At 77.5% G+C, this 18,506-nt stretch carries 18 protein-coding genes and 1 pseudogene; 4 read left to right on the forward strand and 15 right to left on the reverse strand.

The annotated features are described in order from the left end of the window. Positions 1-110 precede the first annotated feature (110 nt). The 3 genes from ABZ793_RS21565 to ABZ793_RS21575 all read right to left on the reverse strand — a co-directional run bounded on the left by ABZ793_RS21565 (position 111) and on the right by ABZ793_RS21575 (position 1,505). On the reverse strand, positions 111-431 hold the full coding sequence (locus ABZ793_RS21565) for a hypothetical protein (RefSeq protein WP_357459991.1): 321 nt from the start codon (positions 429-431) through the stop codon (positions 111-113). Positions 432-500: 69 nt separating this feature from the next. Next, entirely contained in the window at positions 501-941 is a 441-nt protein-coding gene (locus ABZ793_RS21570; RefSeq protein WP_357459993.1) for a DUF6766 family protein, read from the reverse strand. Between the two features lie 114 nt (positions 942-1,055). Continuing rightward, entirely contained in the window at positions 1,056-1,505 is a 450-nt protein-coding gene (locus tag ABZ793_RS21575) for a MarR family transcriptional regulator (RefSeq protein WP_357459995.1), read from the reverse strand. Positions 1,506-1,645: 140 nt separating this feature from the next. Between ABZ793_RS21575 and ABZ793_RS21580 the strand changes: the two genes are divergently transcribed. From ABZ793_RS21580 to crcB, 4 genes are all read left to right on the forward strand, one after another. After that, on the forward strand, positions 1,646-2,866 hold the full coding sequence (locus ABZ793_RS21580; RefSeq protein WP_357459997.1) for an MFS transporter: 1,221 nt from the start codon (positions 1,646-1,648) through the stop codon (positions 2,864-2,866). Positions 2,867-3,005: 139 nt separating this feature from the next. Continuing rightward, on the forward strand, positions 3,006-3,764 hold the full coding sequence (locus ABZ793_RS21585) for a class I SAM-dependent methyltransferase (RefSeq protein ID WP_357459999.1): 759 nt from the start codon (positions 3,006-3,008) through the stop codon (positions 3,762-3,764). Positions 3,765-3,832: 68 nt separating this feature from the next. Continuing rightward, complete coding sequence (locus ABZ793_RS21590; protein WP_357460001.1) at positions 3,833-4,339, forward strand: CrcB family protein; 507 nt, start codon at positions 3,833-3,835, stop codon at positions 4,337-4,339. After that, a complete protein-coding gene (gene crcB / locus ABZ793_RS21595) occupies positions 4,336-4,698 on the forward strand; it encodes a fluoride efflux transporter CrcB (RefSeq protein WP_357460003.1) in 363 nt (120 codons plus the stop codon). The genes ABZ793_RS21590 and crcB overlap by 4 nt, the downstream gene beginning before the upstream one ends. On the opposite strand, the gene cobA is transcribed toward crcB, so the two are convergent. From cobA to ABZ793_RS21655, 12 genes and pseudogenes are all read right to left on the reverse strand, one after another. Beyond that, complete coding sequence (cobA, locus tag ABZ793_RS21600; protein WP_357460006.1) at positions 4,668-6,389, reverse strand: uroporphyrinogen-III C-methyltransferase; 1,722 nt, start codon at positions 6,387-6,389, stop codon at positions 4,668-4,670. The two genes, crcB and cobA, sit on opposite strands and share 31 nt — an antisense overlap. Continuing rightward, complete coding sequence (locus ABZ793_RS21605) at positions 6,386-6,976, reverse strand: precorrin-8X methylmutase (protein ID WP_357460009.1); 591 nt, start codon at positions 6,974-6,976, stop codon at positions 6,386-6,388. Before ABZ793_RS21605 ends, cobA begins: the two co-directional genes overlap by 4 nt. After that, positions 6,973-8,058, reverse strand: coding sequence for a HoxN/HupN/NixA family nickel/cobalt transporter (locus ABZ793_RS21610; protein ID WP_357460011.1), 1,086 nt, complete (start codon positions 8,056-8,058; stop codon positions 6,973-6,975). The genes ABZ793_RS21605 and ABZ793_RS21610 overlap by 4 nt, the downstream gene beginning before the upstream one ends. A 23-nt stretch (positions 8,059-8,081) precedes the next feature. Beyond that, positions 8,082-8,252, reverse strand: a pseudogene (locus ABZ793_RS21615) (4Fe-4S binding protein); the annotation flags it as partial. Beyond that, positions 8,240-10,096, reverse strand: a complete 1,857-nt coding sequence (gene cobJ / locus ABZ793_RS21620) for a precorrin-3B C(17)-methyltransferase (RefSeq protein ID WP_357460013.1) — start codon at positions 10,094-10,096, stop codon at positions 8,240-8,242. The gene cobJ and the pseudogene ABZ793_RS21615, both read right to left, overlap by 13 nt. Beyond that, on the reverse strand, positions 10,093-11,334 hold the full coding sequence (gene cbiE, locus ABZ793_RS21625; protein ID WP_357460016.1) for a precorrin-6y C5,15-methyltransferase (decarboxylating) subunit CbiE: 1,242 nt from the start codon (positions 11,332-11,334) through the stop codon (positions 10,093-10,095). Before cbiE ends, cobJ begins: the two co-directional genes overlap by 4 nt. After that, positions 11,322-12,467: a cobalt-precorrin-5B (C(1))-methyltransferase gene (locus ABZ793_RS21630; RefSeq protein WP_357460018.1), complete on the reverse strand. Its 1,146-nt coding sequence runs from the start codon at positions 12,465-12,467 to the stop codon at positions 11,322-11,324. The genes cbiE and ABZ793_RS21630 overlap by 13 nt, the downstream gene beginning before the upstream one ends. Then, positions 12,464-13,345: a precorrin-4 C(11)-methyltransferase gene (gene cobM / locus ABZ793_RS21635; RefSeq protein ID WP_357460021.1), complete on the reverse strand. Its 882-nt coding sequence runs from the start codon at positions 13,343-13,345 to the stop codon at positions 12,464-12,466. Before cobM ends, ABZ793_RS21630 begins: the two co-directional genes overlap by 4 nt. After that, on the reverse strand, positions 13,342-14,127 hold the full coding sequence (gene cobI / locus ABZ793_RS21640; RefSeq protein WP_357460103.1) for a precorrin-2 C(20)-methyltransferase: 786 nt from the start codon (positions 14,125-14,127) through the stop codon (positions 13,342-13,344). The genes cobM and cobI overlap by 4 nt, the downstream gene beginning before the upstream one ends. Positions 14,128-14,177: 50 nt before the next feature. Then, positions 14,178-15,545 carry a cobyrinate a,c-diamide synthase gene (locus ABZ793_RS21645; RefSeq protein WP_357460024.1) on the reverse strand — a complete coding sequence of 456 codons (1,368 nt, stop codon included), beginning with the start codon at positions 15,543-15,545 and terminating at the stop codon, positions 14,178-14,180. Continuing rightward, positions 15,542-16,153, reverse strand: a complete 612-nt coding sequence (cobO, locus tag ABZ793_RS21650) for a cob(I)yrinic acid a,c-diamide adenosyltransferase (RefSeq protein WP_357460027.1) — start codon at positions 16,151-16,153, stop codon at positions 15,542-15,544. The genes ABZ793_RS21645 and cobO overlap by 4 nt, the downstream gene beginning before the upstream one ends. Further along, positions 16,153-18,306 carry a VWA domain-containing protein gene (locus ABZ793_RS21655; RefSeq protein WP_357460106.1) on the reverse strand — a complete coding sequence of 718 codons (2,154 nt, stop codon included), beginning with the start codon at positions 18,304-18,306 and terminating at the stop codon, positions 16,153-16,155. Before ABZ793_RS21655 ends, cobO begins: the two co-directional genes overlap by 1 nt. Positions 18,307-18,506 lie beyond the last annotated feature (200 nt).

An 18,506-nucleotide genomic window follows, 5' to 3' on the forward strand; every position in this document is an offset into this window, starting at 1 on the left:
CACGTCCGGATCGCCCCGGAACCGGGCCGCCCCGCCCGCCGATCTTGGTACCGTACGCCGGCCGGCGGCGCGGCACCACCGGCGGCCGGGACGGCCGGCGGGCCCGGCGGTCAGACGGTGAGCAGCGTCTTGCCGATCGCGGCACGCTCCTCGATCGCCCGATGGGGGTCGGCGGCCCGGTGCAACGGGAAGGTCTGGCCGACCAGGGGCGCGATCCGCCCCGCCACGGCGCGTTCCAGGTAGCCGCCCCGCTCGTCGGTCCTGGTGACCACCCGCCGGCCGGTCCAGCCCGGGTCGACCCCCGCGCCGACGGTGCCGACGGTGCCGGCGACCCCGGCCCCCGGCCGGTACGGCGGCCGGACGGGGAAGCACTCGCCGCCCTGCCCGCGCCGGATCATCGTCTCCACCCAGAGCACGTCCGCGACGGACACGACGTGGTCAAGCCTCCGAGGTGAAGCGGGCTTGAGGTCAACGGGCGGCGTCGTGGCGCCGTCCACACGTCACGGGTTCTCCGGGTCCAGGTCGCGCTCGCGCAGCAGCGCGTCCAGCTTGGCTTCGATCCGCTCGTCGGACTCACGGGACTGGGAGGAGCCCCAGTAGTAGAACAGGGCCAGGCCGGCGGCCTGCCAGATCAGCTGGAGGAACTCGGACTGCCAGTTCTCGAAGGTGGAGGCGAGGAACTGCGGCAGGAAGTCGGCCCAGGCGAAGGACTGGCCGTGCTGGCTCGCCTCGTTGCTCTCCGCCACCGCCTGGAAGACGAACTGGCCGATCCAGGAGAACAGGAACAGCGCCCCGGTCACCAGCGCGAACGCGTACGCCCGGGGCCAGCGCGGCTTGCGGAACGGCGGCCCTCCGGCCCGCCTGGCGTTGCGGCACGGACTTCCCCCGTCGGACGCTGGACCGGCCGGACGCACGTGGGCTGGCGTCGTCGTTTCCGCCATCACGACCCCCTCTCGACAATCCCCTGTCGGGCATGTGCCCCGGCTCGGCGCTGCCGAAACGGCGGGTCGGCGTGGCGGAACGGCGTGGCGTGCGGTGGTCGGCGTGGCGGCGGGTCAGCGGGACGCCGGGAGCCGGTGCAGCGCGTCGACCAGCGGGGCAAGCTCCGGTGCGGCCTCGGCCTCGGCCAGCGCCTCGGCCAGCACCCGGTCGTGGGTGGGGCGGGCCTGGGCGAGCAGCTCGCACCCGGCGGGGGTGAGCTCGGTGTAGATGCCGCGTCGGTCGTCGGCGCAGAGGACCCGGGTGAGCAGGCCGCGGTCCTCCAGGCGGGTGACCAGCCGGGTGGTGGCGCTGTCGGAGAGCGCGGCGGCCCGGGCCAGCTGCCGCATCCGCATGTGCCAGCCGTCCTGGCGGGAGAGCGCGTCGAGCACCGTGTACTCGACCACGGAGAGCTGGTACCCGGCCTGGAGCGCGCGTTCCAGGGACGCCTCGATGAGGCCGTGCAGCGCGGCGAGGGTGCGCCAGCCCTGTGCGCGGACCTCCACGGCGTCGTCACCGATGCCCATCCGACCTCCTCGCGGTGTGACCTGCTCGACCCTCAGCCTAGCAGGCTTGCGCTGATATCCCGCGCGTGCAACTATTTCGTTGCTTCCGCGTGTAGTTGCATGCGCCAGCTATCTGCCTCTCTCTCCTGGAACGGAAGACCATGTCTGGACGGAACCGGTCCCTGCCCGGTGGACTGCTCGCGCTGGCCGTCGGCGCCTTCGGCATCGGCCTCACCGAGTTCGTGATCATGGGGCTGCTGCCCCAGGTGGCCGCCGACTTCGCGGTGACCGAGTCGGTCGCCGGGTGGCTGATCTCCGGCTACGCGCTCAGCGTCGCGATCGGCGGCGTGGCGCTGACCGCGGCGGTCACCCGGCTGCCGCGCAAGCCGGTGCTGCTCGGCCTGATGGTGCTCTTCATCATCGGCAACCTGCTCTCCGCCCTGGCCGACGGCTACGGCGTGATGATGGCCGGCCGGATCGTGGCCGCGCTCTGCCACGGGGCGTTCTTCGGCATCGGCGCCGTGGTCGCCGCCGGACTGGTCGCGCCGGCCCGGCGCGCGGGCGCCATCGCGCTGATGTTCGCCGGGCTGACCACGGCCAACGTGCTCGGCGTACCGTTCGGCACCTTCCTCGGCCAGCATCTCGGCTGGCGGTCGACGTTCTGGGCGATCACCGGCATCGGCGTGGTCGCGCTCGCCGGCCTGGCCCTGCTCGTCCCGACCCGCCCGACCGGCGACGCCGACCGCCCCGCCGACGGGCTCCGCGGCGAGCTGCGCGCCTTCACCCATCCGCAGGTGTGGCTGTCGCTCGCGGTGACCGTTCTCGGCTTCGGCGGCATGTTCGGCGCGTTCACCTACATCGCGTACACCCTGACCGAGGTCAGCGGCTTCGCCACCGGGACGGTGCCGTGGCTGCTGGTGCTCTTCGGGGTGGGCCTGTTCGTGGGAAACCTGCTCGGCGGTCGCGCCGCCGACGTGTCGCTGTCGCGCACCCTGGTCGTCGTGCTCGCGGCGCTGACCGTGGTGCTCGCGTTCTTCGCCCTGACCGCCGGCAGCCAGCCGCTCACCGTGGCCTCGCTGCTGCTGATGGGCGGGTTCGGCTTCGCCACCGTTCCCCCGCTGCAGATGCGGATCATGAGGTACGCCCACCAGGCGCCGACGCTGGCCTCCGGGGCGAACATCGCGGCCTTCAACGTCGGCAACGCCCTCGGTGCGTGGGTGGGCGGGACGACGATCGCGGCCGGGCTCGGCTACACCGCCCCGATCTGGGCGGGCGCGGCGGTCACCCTGGCCGGCCTGGGCGTGCTGCTGGCCGCCCTGCGACTGGCCCGCCGGCAGTCCGTGGCGCGGCCGGCGGAGCGGGAACTGGTCGCCTCGACCTGACCGCCCGGCGGCAGCGGGGCCGGCCGGACCGGGCCCCGCCGACCCGACCCGGACCATCGCGCTGCAATCTTGTCGCTGTTGCAAATTAGTGGCAACAAGGTCTGGACAGCACTCCGGGACGGTAACTACCCTCATCGCCATGAGTCCTTACATCAGCAACGTCGCCGCCTGGCAGGAGAGCTGGGACCGGCAGCAGGAGGCGTACCTGCCGGACCGGGAGCACCGGTTCACCGCGATGCTCGACGCGGTCGAGGCGGTCCTCGACGGCGGGCGACCCCGCCTGCTCGACCTGGCCGGCGGCACCGGCACCATCTCCGCCCGGGCGCTGCGCCGCTTCCCCGACGCCGAGATCACCCTGGTCGACCTCGATCCGGCGCTGCTGGCCATCGCCAGGTCGACGTTCGGCGACCGGGTCACCGTGGTCGAGGCCGACCTCGGGCAGCCGGAGTGGACGGCCGCGCTGCCGGTGCGGGAGTACGACGCGGTGCTCACCGCCACCGCGCTGCACTGGCTGCCGGGCGAGCGGCTGGCCCGCCTCTACGCCGAGCTGCACGGCGTGCTGCGTCCGGGCGGGATCCTGCTCAACGCCGACCACATGCCCGACGACGCGCTGCCGGAGCTGACCAAGCGCCTGCTGGACAGCGCGCGGACCCGGCGCGAGGCCCGGTACGCCAGCGGCGCCGTGCTCTCCTGGTCGGACTGGTGGGAGCGGGCCGCGGCCGACCCGGCGCTCGCCCCACTGGTGGAACGGCGGCGCGAGATCTACCCGACCGGGCACAGCCCGGAGTGGAACCCGCCGGCCTCCTGGCACCTGGCGGCGCTGACCGACGCCGGCTTCACCGAGGCCGGCGTGGTCTGGCGCGGCGGCGCCGACGCCGCCGTCGCGGCGGTGCGCTGACGCCGGCGCACCACGGCACGGGTCGGCCGTCCGCGGCCGACCCGGCGTTATGCTGCGGCGACGGCCGGATGGCGGCCGACGGCACCGTGGGAGGAGACGTGACCGGCCCGTCCGAGCCGTCGCGCGTCGACCCGGACGTCGACCTGCGGGTCCCGGCCGACCGCGACGAGCTCACCGCGCACCCGGCGGCGGTGCTCGCCGCCATCTCCGCCGGGGGTGTGCTCGGCGCGCTGGCCCGGGCCGGCCTGCAGGCCGCCGTCCCGCACTCCCCCGCCACGTTCGGCTGGGCCACCTTCGGCGTCAACGTGAGCGGGTGCCTGCTGATCGGTGGCCTGATGGCGGTGCTCGGCCACGCCGGCGGCGGCCGACCGCTGGCCCGCCCGTTCCTCGGCGTGGGCGTGCTCGGCGGGTACACGACCTTCTCCACCTACGCGGTCGACGCGCACCAAGCGCTGCTCGCCGGCGCCCCCGGCACCGCGCTGGCCTCCCTCGGCGCCACGCTGGTCGGCGCGCTGCTCGCGGTCTGGGCCGGCGAGGCCGCCACCGGGCGGCTGCTCGCCGGGAGCGGCCGGTGACCGCCCTGCTCGTGGCGCTCGGCGCGGCGCTCGGCGCCCCGCTGCGCTACCTCACCGACCGGGCCGTGCAGGCCCGCTTCGGCACCGGGTTCCCGTGGGGCACGCTGGCGGTCAACGTACTCGGGTCGCTGCTGCTCGGCGCGGTCACCGGCCTGCCGGCGGACCCCGCACTCACGGCGCTGGTCGGCACCGGCTTCTGCGGGGCGCTGACCACCTGGTCCACCCTGAGCTACGAGACGCTGCGGCTGGCCCGGGCGGGACGGCGGCACGCCGCGCTGGCCAACGTGGCCCTCAGCGTCGCCGCCGGCCTCGCCGCGGCCACCGCCGGCTACGCCCTCGCCCGCGCGGCCACCGGCTGACCGGCCGCCGTGCCGGTCTCCCGCAGCCGCACCACCGGTCCGAGCACGAACACCGCCGGCGGCCGGACGTCCTCCCGCGCGGCCAACCCGCCCACCTCGTCCAGCCGGGACGACCAGGTGCGCTGCCCCGGCTGGCCGCCGTCGGCCACGACGAGCACCGGAGTGTCCGGGGCGCGGCCGTGCTCCACCAGCACCGCCGCGATCTTGGCGATGGTGTCCACCGCCATCAGCAGCACCACGGTGCCCCGGGACCGGCCCAGCGCCACCCAGTCCACCAGGGAGTCGGGATGCCCCGGCGGCAGGTGCCCGGAGACGACGGTGACGTCGTGGGCGACGCCCCGGTGGGTGACCGGGACGCCGGCCAGGGCCGGCACGGCCACCGCGCTGCTCACCCCGGGTACCAGCACGGTCTCGACCCCGGCCGCGGCGCACGCCTGGACCTCTTCGTGGCCCCGGCCGAAGACGTACGGGTCGCCGCCCTTGAGCCGGACCACCCGCTTGCCCGCGCGGGCGTACGCGATCAGGGTGTCGTTGATGGTGTCCTGCGGCATCGACGGCCCGCGCGGCACCTTGGCGGCGTCGACCACCACCACGTCCGGGCGCAGCCCGGTGAGCAGCCCGCGCGGGGCGAGCCGGTCGGCGACCACCACGTCGGCGCTGTCCAGCAGGGCCTTCCCCCGTACGGTGATCAGGTCGTCGGGGCCGGGGCCGCCGCCCACCACCGCGACCTGTCCCGGGCGCAGGCCGGGCCGCTGGTCGTGGTGGTGGTGACGGCCACCGTGGTGGTGGTCCCCGTGATGGTGGTGGTCCCCGTGATGGTGGTGGCCGTGGCCGTCGACCGGGTCGTCGGGGTGGTCGTGCGGGGTCTGCGGCCGGCCCACCTTGTCGGCGAAGCCCGGCATCAGCACCCGGTACGCGCAGGTGTCGCAGTTCATCCGGATGTCGCCGCGGCGCGCCTCGGCGTGCCGTTCGAGGACGAGGTCGGCGAGGGCGTCGCAGTCGCCGATCAGGTCGGCCACCCGCACGTCCAGCTCGGGGTGGGCGGCGGCGAAGTCGGCCGACTGGGCGACGATCCGGTCGGGCAGCACGCCGGCGAAGAGGAAGTACGGCGCGACGACGATGCGCCGCGCGCCGAGCCGGCGCAGCCGGTCCAGCACCGCCGGCACCGACGGCTCCGCGAGCGAGATGAAGCCCGGCTCGACGCCGGCGTAGCCGCGCCCCTCCCAGAGCAGCCGGGCCACCTTGGCCACCTCGGCGTTGGCGTCCGGGTCGGTGGAGCCGCGCCCGATCAGCGCCACCCAGGTGCCGGCCCGGTCGGCGCCGGCCAGCGCGGCGTCGATGCGCTGCTCCAGTGCGGTGTGCAGCAGCGGGTGCGGGCCCAGCGGCCGGCCGTAGGCGTAGCTGAGCCCGGGGTGGCGCTGCCGCTCGCGGGCCAGCGCGGCGGGGATGTCGCCCTTGCCGTGGCCGGCGGCGGTCAGCACCAGCGGCAGCGCCACCAGCGACCGGTGTCCCCGGTCGACGAGCGCGCCCACCGCGTCGGTCAGCGGCGGCCGGGACAGCTCGATGAAGCCGCCCTCGACGTCGCCGACCGCGCCGGCGGCGCGCCGGCGGACCCGCTCCACGAACGCCACGAACTGGTCGACCCCGGCCGCGCTGCGCGTGCCGTGCCCGACGATGACCAGAGCGGTCACTGCTCCTCCTCCACGTACAGCAGGGCGTTGAGGGCGGCGGCGGCGACCGCCGAGCCGCCCTTCTCGCCCCGGTTGGACACCCCGGGCAGGCCGCTGGCCCGCAGCGCCGCCTTCGACTCGGCGGCACCCACGAAGCCCACCGGCAGCCCGACGACCAGCGCCGGCCGGGCGTCGAGGGTGATCAGTTCCTCCAGCGCGGTCGGTGCGCAGCCGACCACCCACACCGCGCCGGGGCCGACCCGCTCCAGGGCGAGCCGCACCGCCGCCGCCGACCGGGTGATCCCGGCCGCGCGGGCCAGGTCGGCGGCGGCCGGCTCGGCGACCGGGCAGACCGTCTGCCGACCGGTGATGCCGGCGGCCACCATCGCCACGTCGGTGACCACCGGCGCGCCCGCGCGCAGGGCGGCCAGCCCGCCGGCCAGGGCCGCCTCGTCGCAGACCAGGTCGGTGACGTAGTCGAGGTCGGCGCTGGCGTGCACCACCCGCTCGGTGACGGCCCGGGTCAGCGGCGGCAGGTGCGTGAGGTCCACCCGGGAGCGCAGGATCCGGTACGACTCCCGCTCGATGGGGTGCACGACGCGGCTCACGGCCGCACCGCCCCGGCACCGTAGCGCTCGTCGTAGCGGCGCAGCTTCCACAGCGCCACCGCGCCGGCCCAGGCGAACACGAAGAGCGCCACGACGGCGTACCCGAGCTGCTCGAAGTGGTCGGCGATCCCCGCGTACCGGGACAGCGCCGACAGCCCGAGGTGGTCGACCAGGAGGCCGGCGGCGTAGACGCTGGCGACCAGGCCGCCGACCAGCACGGTCACCGCCGTGGTGGCCAGGTTGTAGTAGAGGCGCCGGGCCGGGTGCCGGTACGCCCACGAGTAGGCGCGGCTCATCAGCAGGCTGTCGGCGGTGTCCATGGCGGACATGCCGGCGGCGAAGAGCAGCGGCAGGGTGAGCAGGGCGAGCACGGGCAGCCCGCCGGCGGCGGCGGTGCTCGCCGACAGGGCGAGCAGGGTCACCTCGCTGGCGGTCTCCAGGCCGAGACCGAAGAGGAACCCGACCGGCGCCATGTGCCAGGAGGAGCGCACCAGCGCGCGGGCCCGGGAGCCGAGCACCCGCTGCACCAGCCCCCGGTTGAGCAGGTGCAGGTCCAGCTCGCGCTCGTCCAGGTCGCCGTGGCGCAGCCGCCGCCACAGCCGCGCCAGGCCGGCCAGCACCGCCGCGTTGAGCACCGCGACCAGGGCGAGGAACAGCGTGGCGGTGAGGATCGCGACGGTCGCGCCCGCCTCGCGGGCCTCGGCCAGCCCGGGGCCGGCGAGGTTGGCCGAGGCGAGGCCGACGACCAGCGCCAGCAGCAGCACCACCCCGCTGTGCCCGAGGGCGAAGAAGAAGCCGACGCCGACCGGGCGCCGACCGCGCAGCAGCATCAGCCGGGTGGTGTCGTCGATCGCCGCGATGTGGTCGGCGTCGAAGGCGTGCCGCACCCCGAGCAGGTACGCCAGCGTGCCGGCCCCGGCGAGGCCGCCGGCCGCGACGGGCTGGTTGTTCCAGTACAGGTAGAGACTCCAGCCGGCGACGTGCAGCACGGCGACGGCGAGCACGATGCCGCCGAGGCGTACCCGCTCGGCGCGGCTCCACCGGCCGGCCGGGGGTGCGGCGCTGACCGCGGTCGAACTCATCGGCTTCCTCCACGTTCGTCGGTGCCGGTGGCGCGGATGGCGTCCACCGGGCAGATCTCCAGGCACTCCAGGCAGCCGGTGCAGCGGTCCGCGCGGACGGCGAGGCCGCCGGGCACCGGTCGGATGGCGTGCGTCGGGCAGGTGAGCAGGCAGGCGCCGCAGCCCTGGCAGGCGCCGATGGTCACCGCCGCCACCGGTACCCCCGAGGGGTGACCATCCGGCCGGCGACCACCCGGGTCTGGCTGCTGCCCACCACCACGACGCTGTACATGTCGACCAGCGCCGGGTCGAGGTCGGCCAGGGTGGCCAGGTGCACCCGCTCGTCGGGTCGGCTGGCGTTGCGCACCACCCCGACCGGGGTGTCCGGCGGCCGGTGCGCGGCGAAGACCTCCAGCGCCGCGCCGAGCTGCCAGTCGCGGGCGCGGCTGCGCGGGTTGTAGAGCAGCGCCACGAAGTCGCCCTCGGCCGCGGCGGCCACCCGGCGCGCGATGACCTCCCACGGGGTGTGCAGGTCGGACAGGCTCAGGTAGGCGTGGTCGTGGCCGAGCGGCGCGCCGAGCAGGGCGCCGGCGGCGAGGGCGGCCGTCACCCCGGGCACCCCGACCACGTCGATCCGCTCGTCGGCGTACTCCAGGGCGGGGCTGGCCATCGCGTACACGCCGGCGTCGCCGGAGCCGACCAGCGCGACGGCGTGACCGGCCACGGCCTCGGCGACGGCGGCACGGGCCCGTTCCTCCTCGGCGCCCAGGCCGCTGGCGAGCACCCGGGTGCCGGGGCGGAGCAGGTCGCGGACCTGGTCGACGTACTGGTCGAGGCCGACGACCACGGCGGCGCGGCGCAGCTCGGCCACCGCGCGGGCGGTGCGCAGGTCGGGCGCGCCGGGCCCGAGGCCGACGATCGCCAGCCGGCCGCGCGGGGCGTGCCGGGCGACCGCCACGGTGGCCATCGCCGTCGCGGTCTTCGGCACCAGCAGCGCGGCGTCGCCGCCGAGCAGCGCCGCCGCCTCGGCGACGCTGGGGGTGCCGACGGCGGCGCGGACCACCTCGCTGGGGTGCGGCACGTCGACCGCCGCCAGCTCCGCCGCCGGATGCGTCACCAGGGGTACGCCGAGCGCGTCGGCGGTCGCCCGGATGCCCGCCTCGTCGGCCTTGATGTCGGCGCTGGCCAGGTGCCGCAGGCTGGCCGGGCTGAGGCCGGCCTCGGCGAGCACCCGGTCCAGCAGGCCGCGCACCTCGGCGGCGGGCACGCCCCGGCTGGCCCCCACCCCGGCGACCAGCGACGGGGGCCGCAGCACGGCCGTACGGTCGTCGAGCGGCACCACCCGGTCGGTGACCAGCAGCCGGTACCCGCCGCCGGCCGCCTCCCCGGGCCCGGCCGGGCCGACCGGCGCACCGGACCCGGCCGGGCCGGCCGCCTCACTGGGCCCGGCCGGGCCCGCCGGCGCACCGGGGCCGGGCGGGGCGGCCGGCGGGGCCGGGTCGGCGGGCACGACCGGCGTCGGGGCGGGGCGCACGTTGTCGGGCAGGGCGGGCAGCGGCCAGGCGGCGTCGGCGACGAGGGTGACCCGCTCGCCGTCGAGGATGGCGCGGCCGACGGCGGCGACGGCGCCCTCGACGGGCCAGCCGAGCGTGTCCAGCCCGGGCAGGCCGACGGCGTCGCTGGCGGTGGTGACCACCGGCCGCGCGTCGAGCACCGCGCCGACCCGCCCGGCGAGGTCGTTGGCGCCCCCGGCGTGCCCGCCGAGCAGCGCGACCGCGTGCCGGGCCGCCTCGTCGACCACCACCACGGCCGGGTCGGTGTGCTTGTCGCCGAGCAGCGGCGCGAGGATGCGCACCACCGCCCCGGTGGCCAGGAACGCCACCACCGCGTCGCACTCGGCCCAGGCGGCGCGCAGCGCGTCCGCGACGGTGTCCGCCGTGACCAGGCGGGCCTGCGGCCAGGCGTCGGCGAGGGTGCGGGCGTGCCGCCGCCCGGCGGCGGTGGCGGCGACCAGGCCGATCCGGGTCGGCTGGTCCGTGGTGGTGGGCGGGTGGTTCACGGGCGCTCCCCGGTGAGGACGACCACCGGGTTGGTGGCCGCGAGTCGAATGGATCCGCCGGGCAGGTCGGCGAGGCGGGCGGCGGAGAGCTGGACGCCCTCCACGGCGTAGCCGCCGGCGCGCAGCAGCCCGACCGCCGGGGCGACCCGGTCGACGGCGGCGAGGGTCACCACCACCCGGTCCGGCCGGCGGTGCGCCACGACGGCCAGCACGTCGGTGCCGCCACCACCGACGAAGACGGCGTCCGGGTCGGGCAGCCCGTGCAGCGCCCCGGGGGCGGTGCCGACCACCACCTTGACGTCGACGCCGTGCCGGGCGGCGTTGGCGCGGACCGGCGCCGCCGGGTCGCGGTCGACGGCGACCACGGCCGCGCCGAGCAGGGCGCACTCGATGCCGACCGAGCCGCTGCCCGCGCCGACGTCCCAGACCAGCCGACCGAGGCGGGGGCGCAGCCGGGCCACGGCGAGGGCGCGTACCTCCGACTTGGTGATCATCGAGTCGCGGTGCGCGTAGGCGGACTCGGGCAGCGCCCACCCGCCGGCCGGCGCGGCAGCCGGCTGGTTGTCCGCCCGCATCCCGGCGGCCCCGGGCTCCCCGGCGAGGCTGAGCAGCACGTGCGGGTCGGCCCAGACGCGGGCGGCGGCCGCCTCGGGGGTGGTCTCGGTGAGCCGCTCGGCGTCAGTGCCGAGGTGCTCGGCGACGACCAGCCGGCGGGCCCAGCCGACCAGACCGGCGCCCAGCTCGGCGGCCCCGGCGCCGGGGGCGGTGAGCACCGCGACGGCGGGCAGCGCCCGGCAGGCGTTCAGCGCAGGTCGCGGGTCCCGGCCGTGGGCGGTGACCACGGCCGCGCCGTCCCAGGGCAGCCCGGCGCGGGCGAACGCGGCGGCCACGCTGGACACGGCCGGGAGCACCCGCAGCGGCAGCCCGGCCGCCCGCAGCCGCCGGACGACGCCGAACAGCCCGGGATCGCCGCTGGCCAGCACGACCGCGTCCGTTCCGGCGGCGACGGCGGCGGCCAGCCGGTCCAGCGCCGGCGCGAGCGGCCCGAGGGCGACGGTGTCGGCGCCGGCCGGCAGGCGTACGGCGGCCAGGTGCCGGGCCGCGCCCACCACCAGCCGGGCCCCGGCGAGCGCGGGCGCGGCGGCGGGGTGCGGCGGCCCCCCTCCGGCGTCGATCCCCACCACGGTCACGGCCGGCCCGGTGCCCCCGGCGGGCGGGCTTCCGGTCACGCCGCCCACCGGCCCGACGAGGCGACGACCCGGTCGCCCGCGAAGTCCACCATCGCCACGTCGACGGTGACCGCGTTCCCGGCGAACCGGAGCAGCACCTGGCGTACCCGCCGGCAGAGCAGGTCACCGGCGGCGCCGAGCAACCCGGCGGCCTCCCACAGCTCGTACGCGTGCCGCCCGGTGTTCGCCGCGGCGACCGCCGCCACCAGGTCGGGGTCGCCGCCCGCCTCGGCGGTGACGTCGCCGAGCAGGGACAGGTCCACCTTGGACCGGGTGTAGTGGGTCATCAGGATGCCGGCGGCGAGCTTCGCCAGCTTGCCGGCCATCCCGACGAAGACCACCCCGGTCATCCGGTCGCCGACGGCGGCGGTGACCGCCGCGCCGGTGAAGTCGCCGACCTCGACGAAGCACACCTCGGGCAGCTCCGGCAGCAGCGCGCGGGCGGCCCGCTCGGTGCGCCCGCCGGTGCACAGCACCACCGTCCGCTCCCCCTGGGCGGCCATCACGTGCACCGCCTGCACCACGCTGGCCCGCCAGGAGGCGGTGGAGAACGGCCGCACGATGCCGGTGGTGCCGAGGATGGAGATGCCGCCGAGGATGCCGAGCCGCCGGTTGGTGGTCTTGCGGGCCATGATCTCGCCGCGCGGCACGCTGACCACCACCCGGACGCCCACCTCGGCCAGGTCGACCACCTCGGCGACGGCCTGGCCGATCATCCGGCGCGGGGTCTCGTTGATCGCCGGCCCGCCGACGGGCAGCCCGAGGCCCGGCTTCGTGACCGTGCCGACGCCCGGCCCGCCGTCGAGCCGCAGCCCGGGCACGTCCCGCCAGCCGACGGTGACGGTCAGCTCGGCGCCGTGCGTGACGTCGGGGTCGTCGCCGGCGTCCTTGACCACCACGGCCTCCGCCGACCTGCCGGCGTGGACCTCGCAGCGGGCCACCGGGAAGCGGACCCGGCGGCCGGCGGGCAGCCCGATCTCCACCTCCCGCTGCGGCACGCCGGTGACCAGGGCGGTCACCGCCGCCTTCGCCGCCGCCGTCGCGCAGGCGCCGGTGGTCCAGCCCGTGCGCAGCGCGGTGGGCCGGACCTTCGCCGTACGCGGCAGGTCCGGCTCGCGCAGCGGCGGCTCGGCGTACGTCATCCGGCGTGCCCGTCCCCCGCCGTCCCGCCGGTGGCCCGGGCGCGGCGCAGGTCGGCGCGGGCGGCCGGCTCGGCCCGCCGGAACGTGTGGAAGTGCCCGGGGTGGTAGAGGTGCGAGCGGGTGCCGGCGGCGGCGAGCGCCTGGCCGACCAGGAAGAGGGTGTGCTTCCAGAGCTTGTGCTCCTTGACCGTGGCCTCCAGGTCGCCGAGGGCGCACCGCACCACCAGCTCGTCCGGCCAGGTCGCCTGGTACGCCACCACGACCGGGGTGTCGGGCGGGTAGCCGCCGGCCAGCAGCTCGGCCTGCGCCTGCCCGGAGCGGGCGGCGGAGAGGAACAGCGCCATGGTGGTGCCGTGCCGGGCGAACTCGCGGACCCGCTCGCCCGGCGGCATCGGGGTCTTGCCGCCCTCCAGCCGGGTCAGGATCACCGACTGGGCGACCTCGGGGATGGTGAGCTCCCGGCCGACGATCGCCGCGACGGCGGTGAACGACGAGACGCCCGGGACGATCTCGACGGCCAGCCCGAGCGCCCGGCACAGGTCGAGCTGCTCCTGCACCGCGCCCCACAGCGCCGGGTCGCCGGAGTGGATCCGCGCCACGGTCAGCCCCTCGGCGGCGGCCCGCCGGTAGAGCGGCAGCACCCCCTCGATCGGCAGCCGCGACGAGTCGACGATCTCCGCGTCGGGGCGGGCGTGGGCGAGCACGTCGGCGTGGACCAGGCTGGCCGCCCAGACCACCACGTCGGCCGCCCCGATCACCCGGGCGGCGCGCAGGGTCAGCAGGTCGGCCGCGCCGGGGCCGGCCCCGACGAACCACACCTTGCCCGTGCTGGTCGGCCCGCCGTCGTCGGCGCGGTCCGCGATCGGCGCGGTGGTCACAGTTTTCCTCCCCTACGGTCCCGGCGGGCGGGGACCAGCAGCGTCGACAGGTACGGCAGGTCGTCGGCGGCGTCGGCGACGGGGCCGATCCGCTCGTCGGGCAGCCCGAGGCCCCGGCCCAGCACGGCGTCGCCGAGGCGGCCCTGCCGGCGCAGCTCGGCGACCAGCTCGGCGTGCCGCCGCCAGCCCTTGTAGGCCACGACGGTGCCGGGGCCGGCGAGCGCGTCGGCGAAGAGCGCCAGCCCGGCGGTGGCCGGCAGCAGGGTCAGCGGCTCCCGCCCCTCGCAGAGCGGGACGCCGCTGCGCGCCGCCAGGTCCTGCATGGCGGTGATCCCGGGGACCGTGCGCACCTCGACCGCCGGGCGGCGGGCGCGGACGGTCTGCGCCAGGTAGCCGAAGGTGGAGTAGACGTTCGGGTCGCCGATGGTGGCGAAGGCGATGGCGCGGGCGCCGCCGTCGACCGCCTCCACCACGGCCCGCGCGGCCTCGTCCCACGCCCGTTCCCGGCGCGCGGTCACCCCGCCCCGGTCGTCGAGGGCGAACGGCAGCCGGCGCAGCCGGTCCGGCGCGACGTGCGCGGCCACGGTGGTCTCGGCCCGCCCGGGCGGCGCGTCGCCGTCCGCGGCGAGGCGGTCCATCACCGGTACGAACACGTGGTCGGCCTCGGCCAGCACCCGGACCGCCCGGAGGGTGAGCAGTTCCGGGTCGCCGGGACCGACCCCCACCCCGGTCAGCGTGGCGGTGGGGGCGTCCCCGCCCGGCGTCCCGCCGCGCGCGCTCACCGGCTCGCCGCCGTCGTGCCCGGCCACCCGCTCGCCGTGCTCCTGCGCGGTCACCGGCTCGCCGCCTCGACCAGGCGGCGGGCGGCGTACGGGTGCCCGGCCCAGTGGGTGTGCAGGTAGGAGGCGTGCACCCGGCCGGCGACGAAGCCGTGGTCGGCGCCGTCCCAGCGCCACGCCGGCCGGTCGCCGTGCCCCGGGTCGGTGGCGGTGCGGTGGAACTCGTGGCCGCGTACCGGCTCGCCGGGGCGGTGCAGCGGGGAGCCGGTGACGGCGACGGCGTCCCGGTAGCCGAGGGTGAGCCGGTCGGTCATCCGGGCGGTGAGGTCGAGCCGGCCGCACATGGGCACGCCGTCGAGGGACCGGCCGAGGTAGAGCAGCCCGGCGCACTCGGCGACGACCGGTCCGTCGAAGCCGGCCAGCTCGGCGCGGAGGGTGGCGTTGTCGGCGAGCTGCGGCGCGTACGCCTCGGGGAAGCCGCCGCCGACGACCACCGCGCGGGTGCCGGCGGGCAGGCCGGCGTCGCGCAACGGGTCGAAGGGGACGACGGCGGCGCCGGCGGCGGCGAGCAGCTCGGCGGTCTCGGCGTAGGAGAAGGTGAAGGCCGGCCCACCGGCGACCGCGACCACCGGACGCTCGCCGCCGACGGGGCCGCCGACGGCGGCGGCCGGGTCCCAGGCGGGCACGCTCAGCGGCCCGGCGGTGCGGGCCAGGTCGAGCACCGCGTCGAGGTCCACGGTGGACGCCACGAGGTCGGCGAGGGCGGCCACGATGGCCAGCGACTCCGGCGCCCGCTCGGCGACGGGCACCAGCCCGAGGTGACGCGCCGGGGCGGCGACCTCGGCGGCGCGGCTGACCGCCCCGAGCACCGGCACGTCCACCTCGGCGAGGGCGTCGCGCAGCAGGGACTCGTGCCGGGCAGAGCCGACCCGGTTGAGGATCACCCCGCCGATCCGCACGCCGGGGTCGAACGCGGCCATGCCCAGGGCGAGCGCGGCGGCGGAACGGCCCTGCGCGGTGGTGTCCAGCACCAGCAGCACCGGCGCGTCAACGAGCCGGGCGACGTGCGCGGTGGAGGCGTACCCGCGGCGGCCGACCGCGCCGTCGTGCAGCCCCATCACCCCCTCGACCACGGCGATGTCGGCGGGCGTCGGGGTGGCGGCGCCGTGCCGCAGCAGCGGCGCGATCCGCTCCTCGCCGACCAGCCACGGGTCGAGGTTGCGGCCGGGGCGACCGGCGGCGAGCGCGTGGTAGCCGGGGTCGATGTAGTCCGGGCCGACCTTGTGCGGGCTGACGACCAGGCCACGGCGGCGCAGCGCGGCGAGCAGCCCGGTGGCGACGGTGGTCTTGCCGTGCCCGCTGGCGGGTGCGGCGACCACCACCCGGGGCAGCGCCCACGGCGCCCCCGGCTCGACCGTCACCACTCGATGCCCTTCTGGCCCTTCTGGCCGGCGTCCATCGGGTGCTTGACCTTCGTCAGCTCGGCGACCAGGTCGGCGGCGTCGACCAGGCGCGGGTCGGCGTCGCGGCCGGTGACGACGACGTGTTGGAACCCGGGGCGGTTCGCGAGGGTGTCGACCACCTCGTCGACGTCCACCCAGCCCCATTTCATCGGGTAGGTGAACTCGTCGAGCACGTACAGGCCGTAGCGCTCGGCGGCCAGGTCGCGCTGGATCTGCCGCCAGCCCTCCAGGGCGTCGGCGGCGTGGTCGGCCTCGCCGCCGCGCTGGATCCAGGACCAGCCCTCGCCCATCTTGTGCCAGGCCACCGGGGCGCCCTGCCCGGTGCGCTCGTGCACCTCGCCGAGGGCGCGGAAGGCGTTCTCCTCGCCCACCCGCCACTTGGCGCTCTTGACGAACTGGAACACCCCGATCGGCAGCCCGGCGGTCCAGGCGCGCAGCGCCAGCCCGAACGCGGCGGTCGACTTCCCCTTCATCTGTCCGGTGTGGACCAGCAGCAGCGGCCGGTTGCGTCGCTGCCGCGTGGTCAACCCGTCGGCGGGCACGTGGGACGGCTTCCCCTGCGGCATCAGGCAACACTCCTGTTCTGCGCCACGGCGGTGGCGGCGGCGAGGTCGGTGAGGGGGGCGGTGGCGACCTCCTCGAGCCGGTGGTGGTCGGCGCCGAGTTGGGCGGCGAGGCGGCGGGCCAGGCCGAGGCGGACGGGGCCGCTCTCGCAGTCCACGACGACGCAGGGGGCGCCGGTGGCGGCGAGCACGGCCGCCGCGCGGGCCGACCGGTCGAGCGGGCGCTCCCCGGCGGTGGCGCGGCCGTCGGTGACGACCAGCACCAGGGGGCGGCGGCGCGGATCGCGCAGCCGCTCCACCCGCAGCAGGTCGGCGGCGGCGAGCAGCCCCTCGGCCAGCGGCGTACGCCCGCCGGTGGGCAGCTCGGCCAGCCGCGTCGAGGCCGCGAGCACCGAGGAGGTGGCCGGCAGCAGGGTCTGCGCGGCGGCTCCCCGGAAGGCGACCACCGCGACCTTGTCCCGGCGCTGGTAGGCGTCGGTGAGCAGGGCGAGCACGGCGCCCTTGACGGCGGCCATCCGCGCCCGGGCGCCCATCGAGCCGCTGGCGTCGACCACGAAGAGCACCAGGTTGCCCTCGCGTCCCTCGCGGACGGCCTCGCGGACGTCGTCGGGGCGCAGCCGCAGCGGCCCGGCGACGCGCCCCCGGGCGCCCTGGTGCGGGGCGGCGGCTCGCAGGGTCGCCGGCAGGTGCAGCGCCCCGGCCCGGCCGGCCGGCACCCGTGCCCCGGTGGTGCGGCCCCGCCCGGTGCGGGCGCGGGAGCGTCGGCCGGGCACCCCGTCGCCGATCCCGGGCGCGGTGAGCAGCCGCGCCTTGAGCCCCTGCCGGGGTACGGCCACCGCCTGCCCGCCGGCGCCGGGCCGGCCGTCCGCCGAGCCGGTCGGCCCGGGACCGCCGCCATCGACCGGGCCTCCGTCGGCCGGGCCGGGCGGGTCGTCGTCGTACCGGCCCTGCGCCGGGTCGCCGCTGTCGGGCACCGGGCCGTCGCCGCCGTCCCCGTCGGCGGCCTCGCCGCGCCCGGGGCCCGGCTCGTCGCGACCGGCCGGCGGTGTCCCGCCGGATCCGCCGTCGTCAGGGGTGCGGCCGGGGCCGCCCGGGCCGCCGTGCGGGCCGGGACCGTCGGGCCCGCCGGACGGGCCGTCGCCGGGACCGCCGGGGCCACCCGGGTCGTCGGGATCGTCGTCGCCGGCCCGGTCCAGGGCCTCGTCGAGGCGCTTCTCGTCCAGTCCGGGCGTGTCGAACGGGTCCCGGCGGCGGCGGTGCGGCAGCGCCAGCCGGGCGGCGACCCGGACGTCCTCCACCGTGACCACGTCCCGGCCGTGCCAGGCGGCGTGCGCCAGCGCGGTGCGGGCGGTGACGATGTCGGCGCGCATGCCGTCCACGTCGAACGCCGCGCACACCTCGGCGATCCGGCGCAGCGCGGCGTCGGGCAGCAGCACCCGCTCCAGCCGCTGCCGGGCGGCGGCGACCCGGCGGGCGACCTGCGCGTCGGCGTCGGCCCAGCGGGCGGCGAAGCCGGCCGGGTCGGCGTCGGCGGCGAGCCGGCGGCGGACCACCTCGACGCGTACGGCCGGGTCGCGGCTGGCCCCGACCTCCACGGTCAGCCCGAACCGGTCCAGCAGCTGCGGGCGCAGCTCCCCCTCCTCCGGGTTCATCGTGCCGACCAGCAGGAACCGGGACGCGTGGCTGACCGAGACGCCCTCCCGCTCCACGTGGCAACGGCCCATCGCCGCGGCGTCGAGGAGCAGGTCCACCAGGTGGTCGTGGAGCAGGTTGACCTCGTCGACGTAGAGCACGCCGCGGTGGGCGGCGGCGAGCAGGCCCGGCTCGAAGGCGCGGACGCCCTCGCCGAGCGCCTTCTCCAGGTCGAGCGAGCCGACCACCCGGTCCTCGGCCGCGCCGACCGGCAGCTCCACCAGCCGGGCGGGACGCCGCTCGGCGGCCGGCCCGTCGGGGTGCGGGCCGTCCGGGCAGGACGGGTCGGGGGCGGCGGGGTCGCAGGCGAAGCGGCAGCCGGCCACCCGGTCCACGGGCGGCAGCAGCGCGGCCAGGGCCCGCACGGCCGTCGACTTGGCGGTGCCCTTCTCGCCGCGGACGAGCACCCCGCCGATCGCCGGGGAGACCGCGTTGAGCAGCAGGGCGAGCCGCATGTCGTCCATGCCCAGCACCGCGCTGAACGGATAGGCGCTCACTGCGCCGCCTCCCGTTCGCGACTGCGGGGCTCGCAGGACCGGCTCACTCCTCGCGCTCACCGTGTCGCCTTCCGTTCGCGACTGCGGGGCTCGCAGGACCGGCTCACTCCTCGCGCTCACCGTGTCGCCTTCCGTTCGCGACTGCGGGGCTCGCAGGACCGGCTCAC

The organism is Micromonospora sp. NPDC047465, from assembly GCF_040643125.1.
Classification (GTDB): domain Bacteria; phylum Actinomycetota; class Actinomycetes; order Mycobacteriales; family Micromonosporaceae; genus Micromonospora.

Excerpts from the sequence above, each read along its gene's own strand:
- ABZ793_RS21570 (WP_357459993.1), bottom strand. The coding sequence starts at position 941 with ATGGCGGAAACGACGACGCCAGCCCACGTGCGTCCGGCCGGTCCAGCG.
- ABZ793_RS21575 (WP_357459995.1), bottom strand. The coding sequence starts at position 1,505 with ATGGGCATCGGTGACGACGCCGTGGAGGTCCGCGCACAGGGCTGGCGC.
- ABZ793_RS21580 (WP_357459997.1), top strand. The coding sequence starts at position 1,646 with ATGTCTGGACGGAACCGGTCCCTGCCCGGTGGACTGCTCGCGCTGGCC.
- ABZ793_RS21585 (WP_357459999.1), top strand. The coding sequence starts at position 3,006 with ATGAGTCCTTACATCAGCAACGTCGCCGCCTGGCAGGAGAGCTGGGAC.
- ABZ793_RS21590 (WP_357460001.1), top strand. The coding sequence starts at position 3,833 with ATGGCGGCCGACGGCACCGTGGGAGGAGACGTGACCGGCCCGTCCGAG.
- ABZ793_RS21610 (WP_357460011.1), bottom strand. The coding sequence starts at position 8,058 with ATGAGTTCGACCGCGGTCAGCGCCGCACCCCCGGCCGGCCGGTGGAGC.
- ABZ793_RS21630 (WP_357460018.1), bottom strand. The coding sequence starts at position 12,467 with ATGACGTACGCCGAGCCGCCGCTGCGCGAGCCGGACCTGCCGCGTACG.
- cobO (WP_357460027.1), bottom strand. The coding sequence starts at position 16,153 with ATGCCGCAGGGGAAGCCGTCCCACGTGCCCGCCGACGGGTTGACCACG.
- ABZ793_RS21655 (WP_357460106.1), bottom strand. The coding sequence starts at position 18,306 with ATGGACGACATGCGGCTCGCCCTGCTGCTCAACGCGGTCTCCCCGGCG.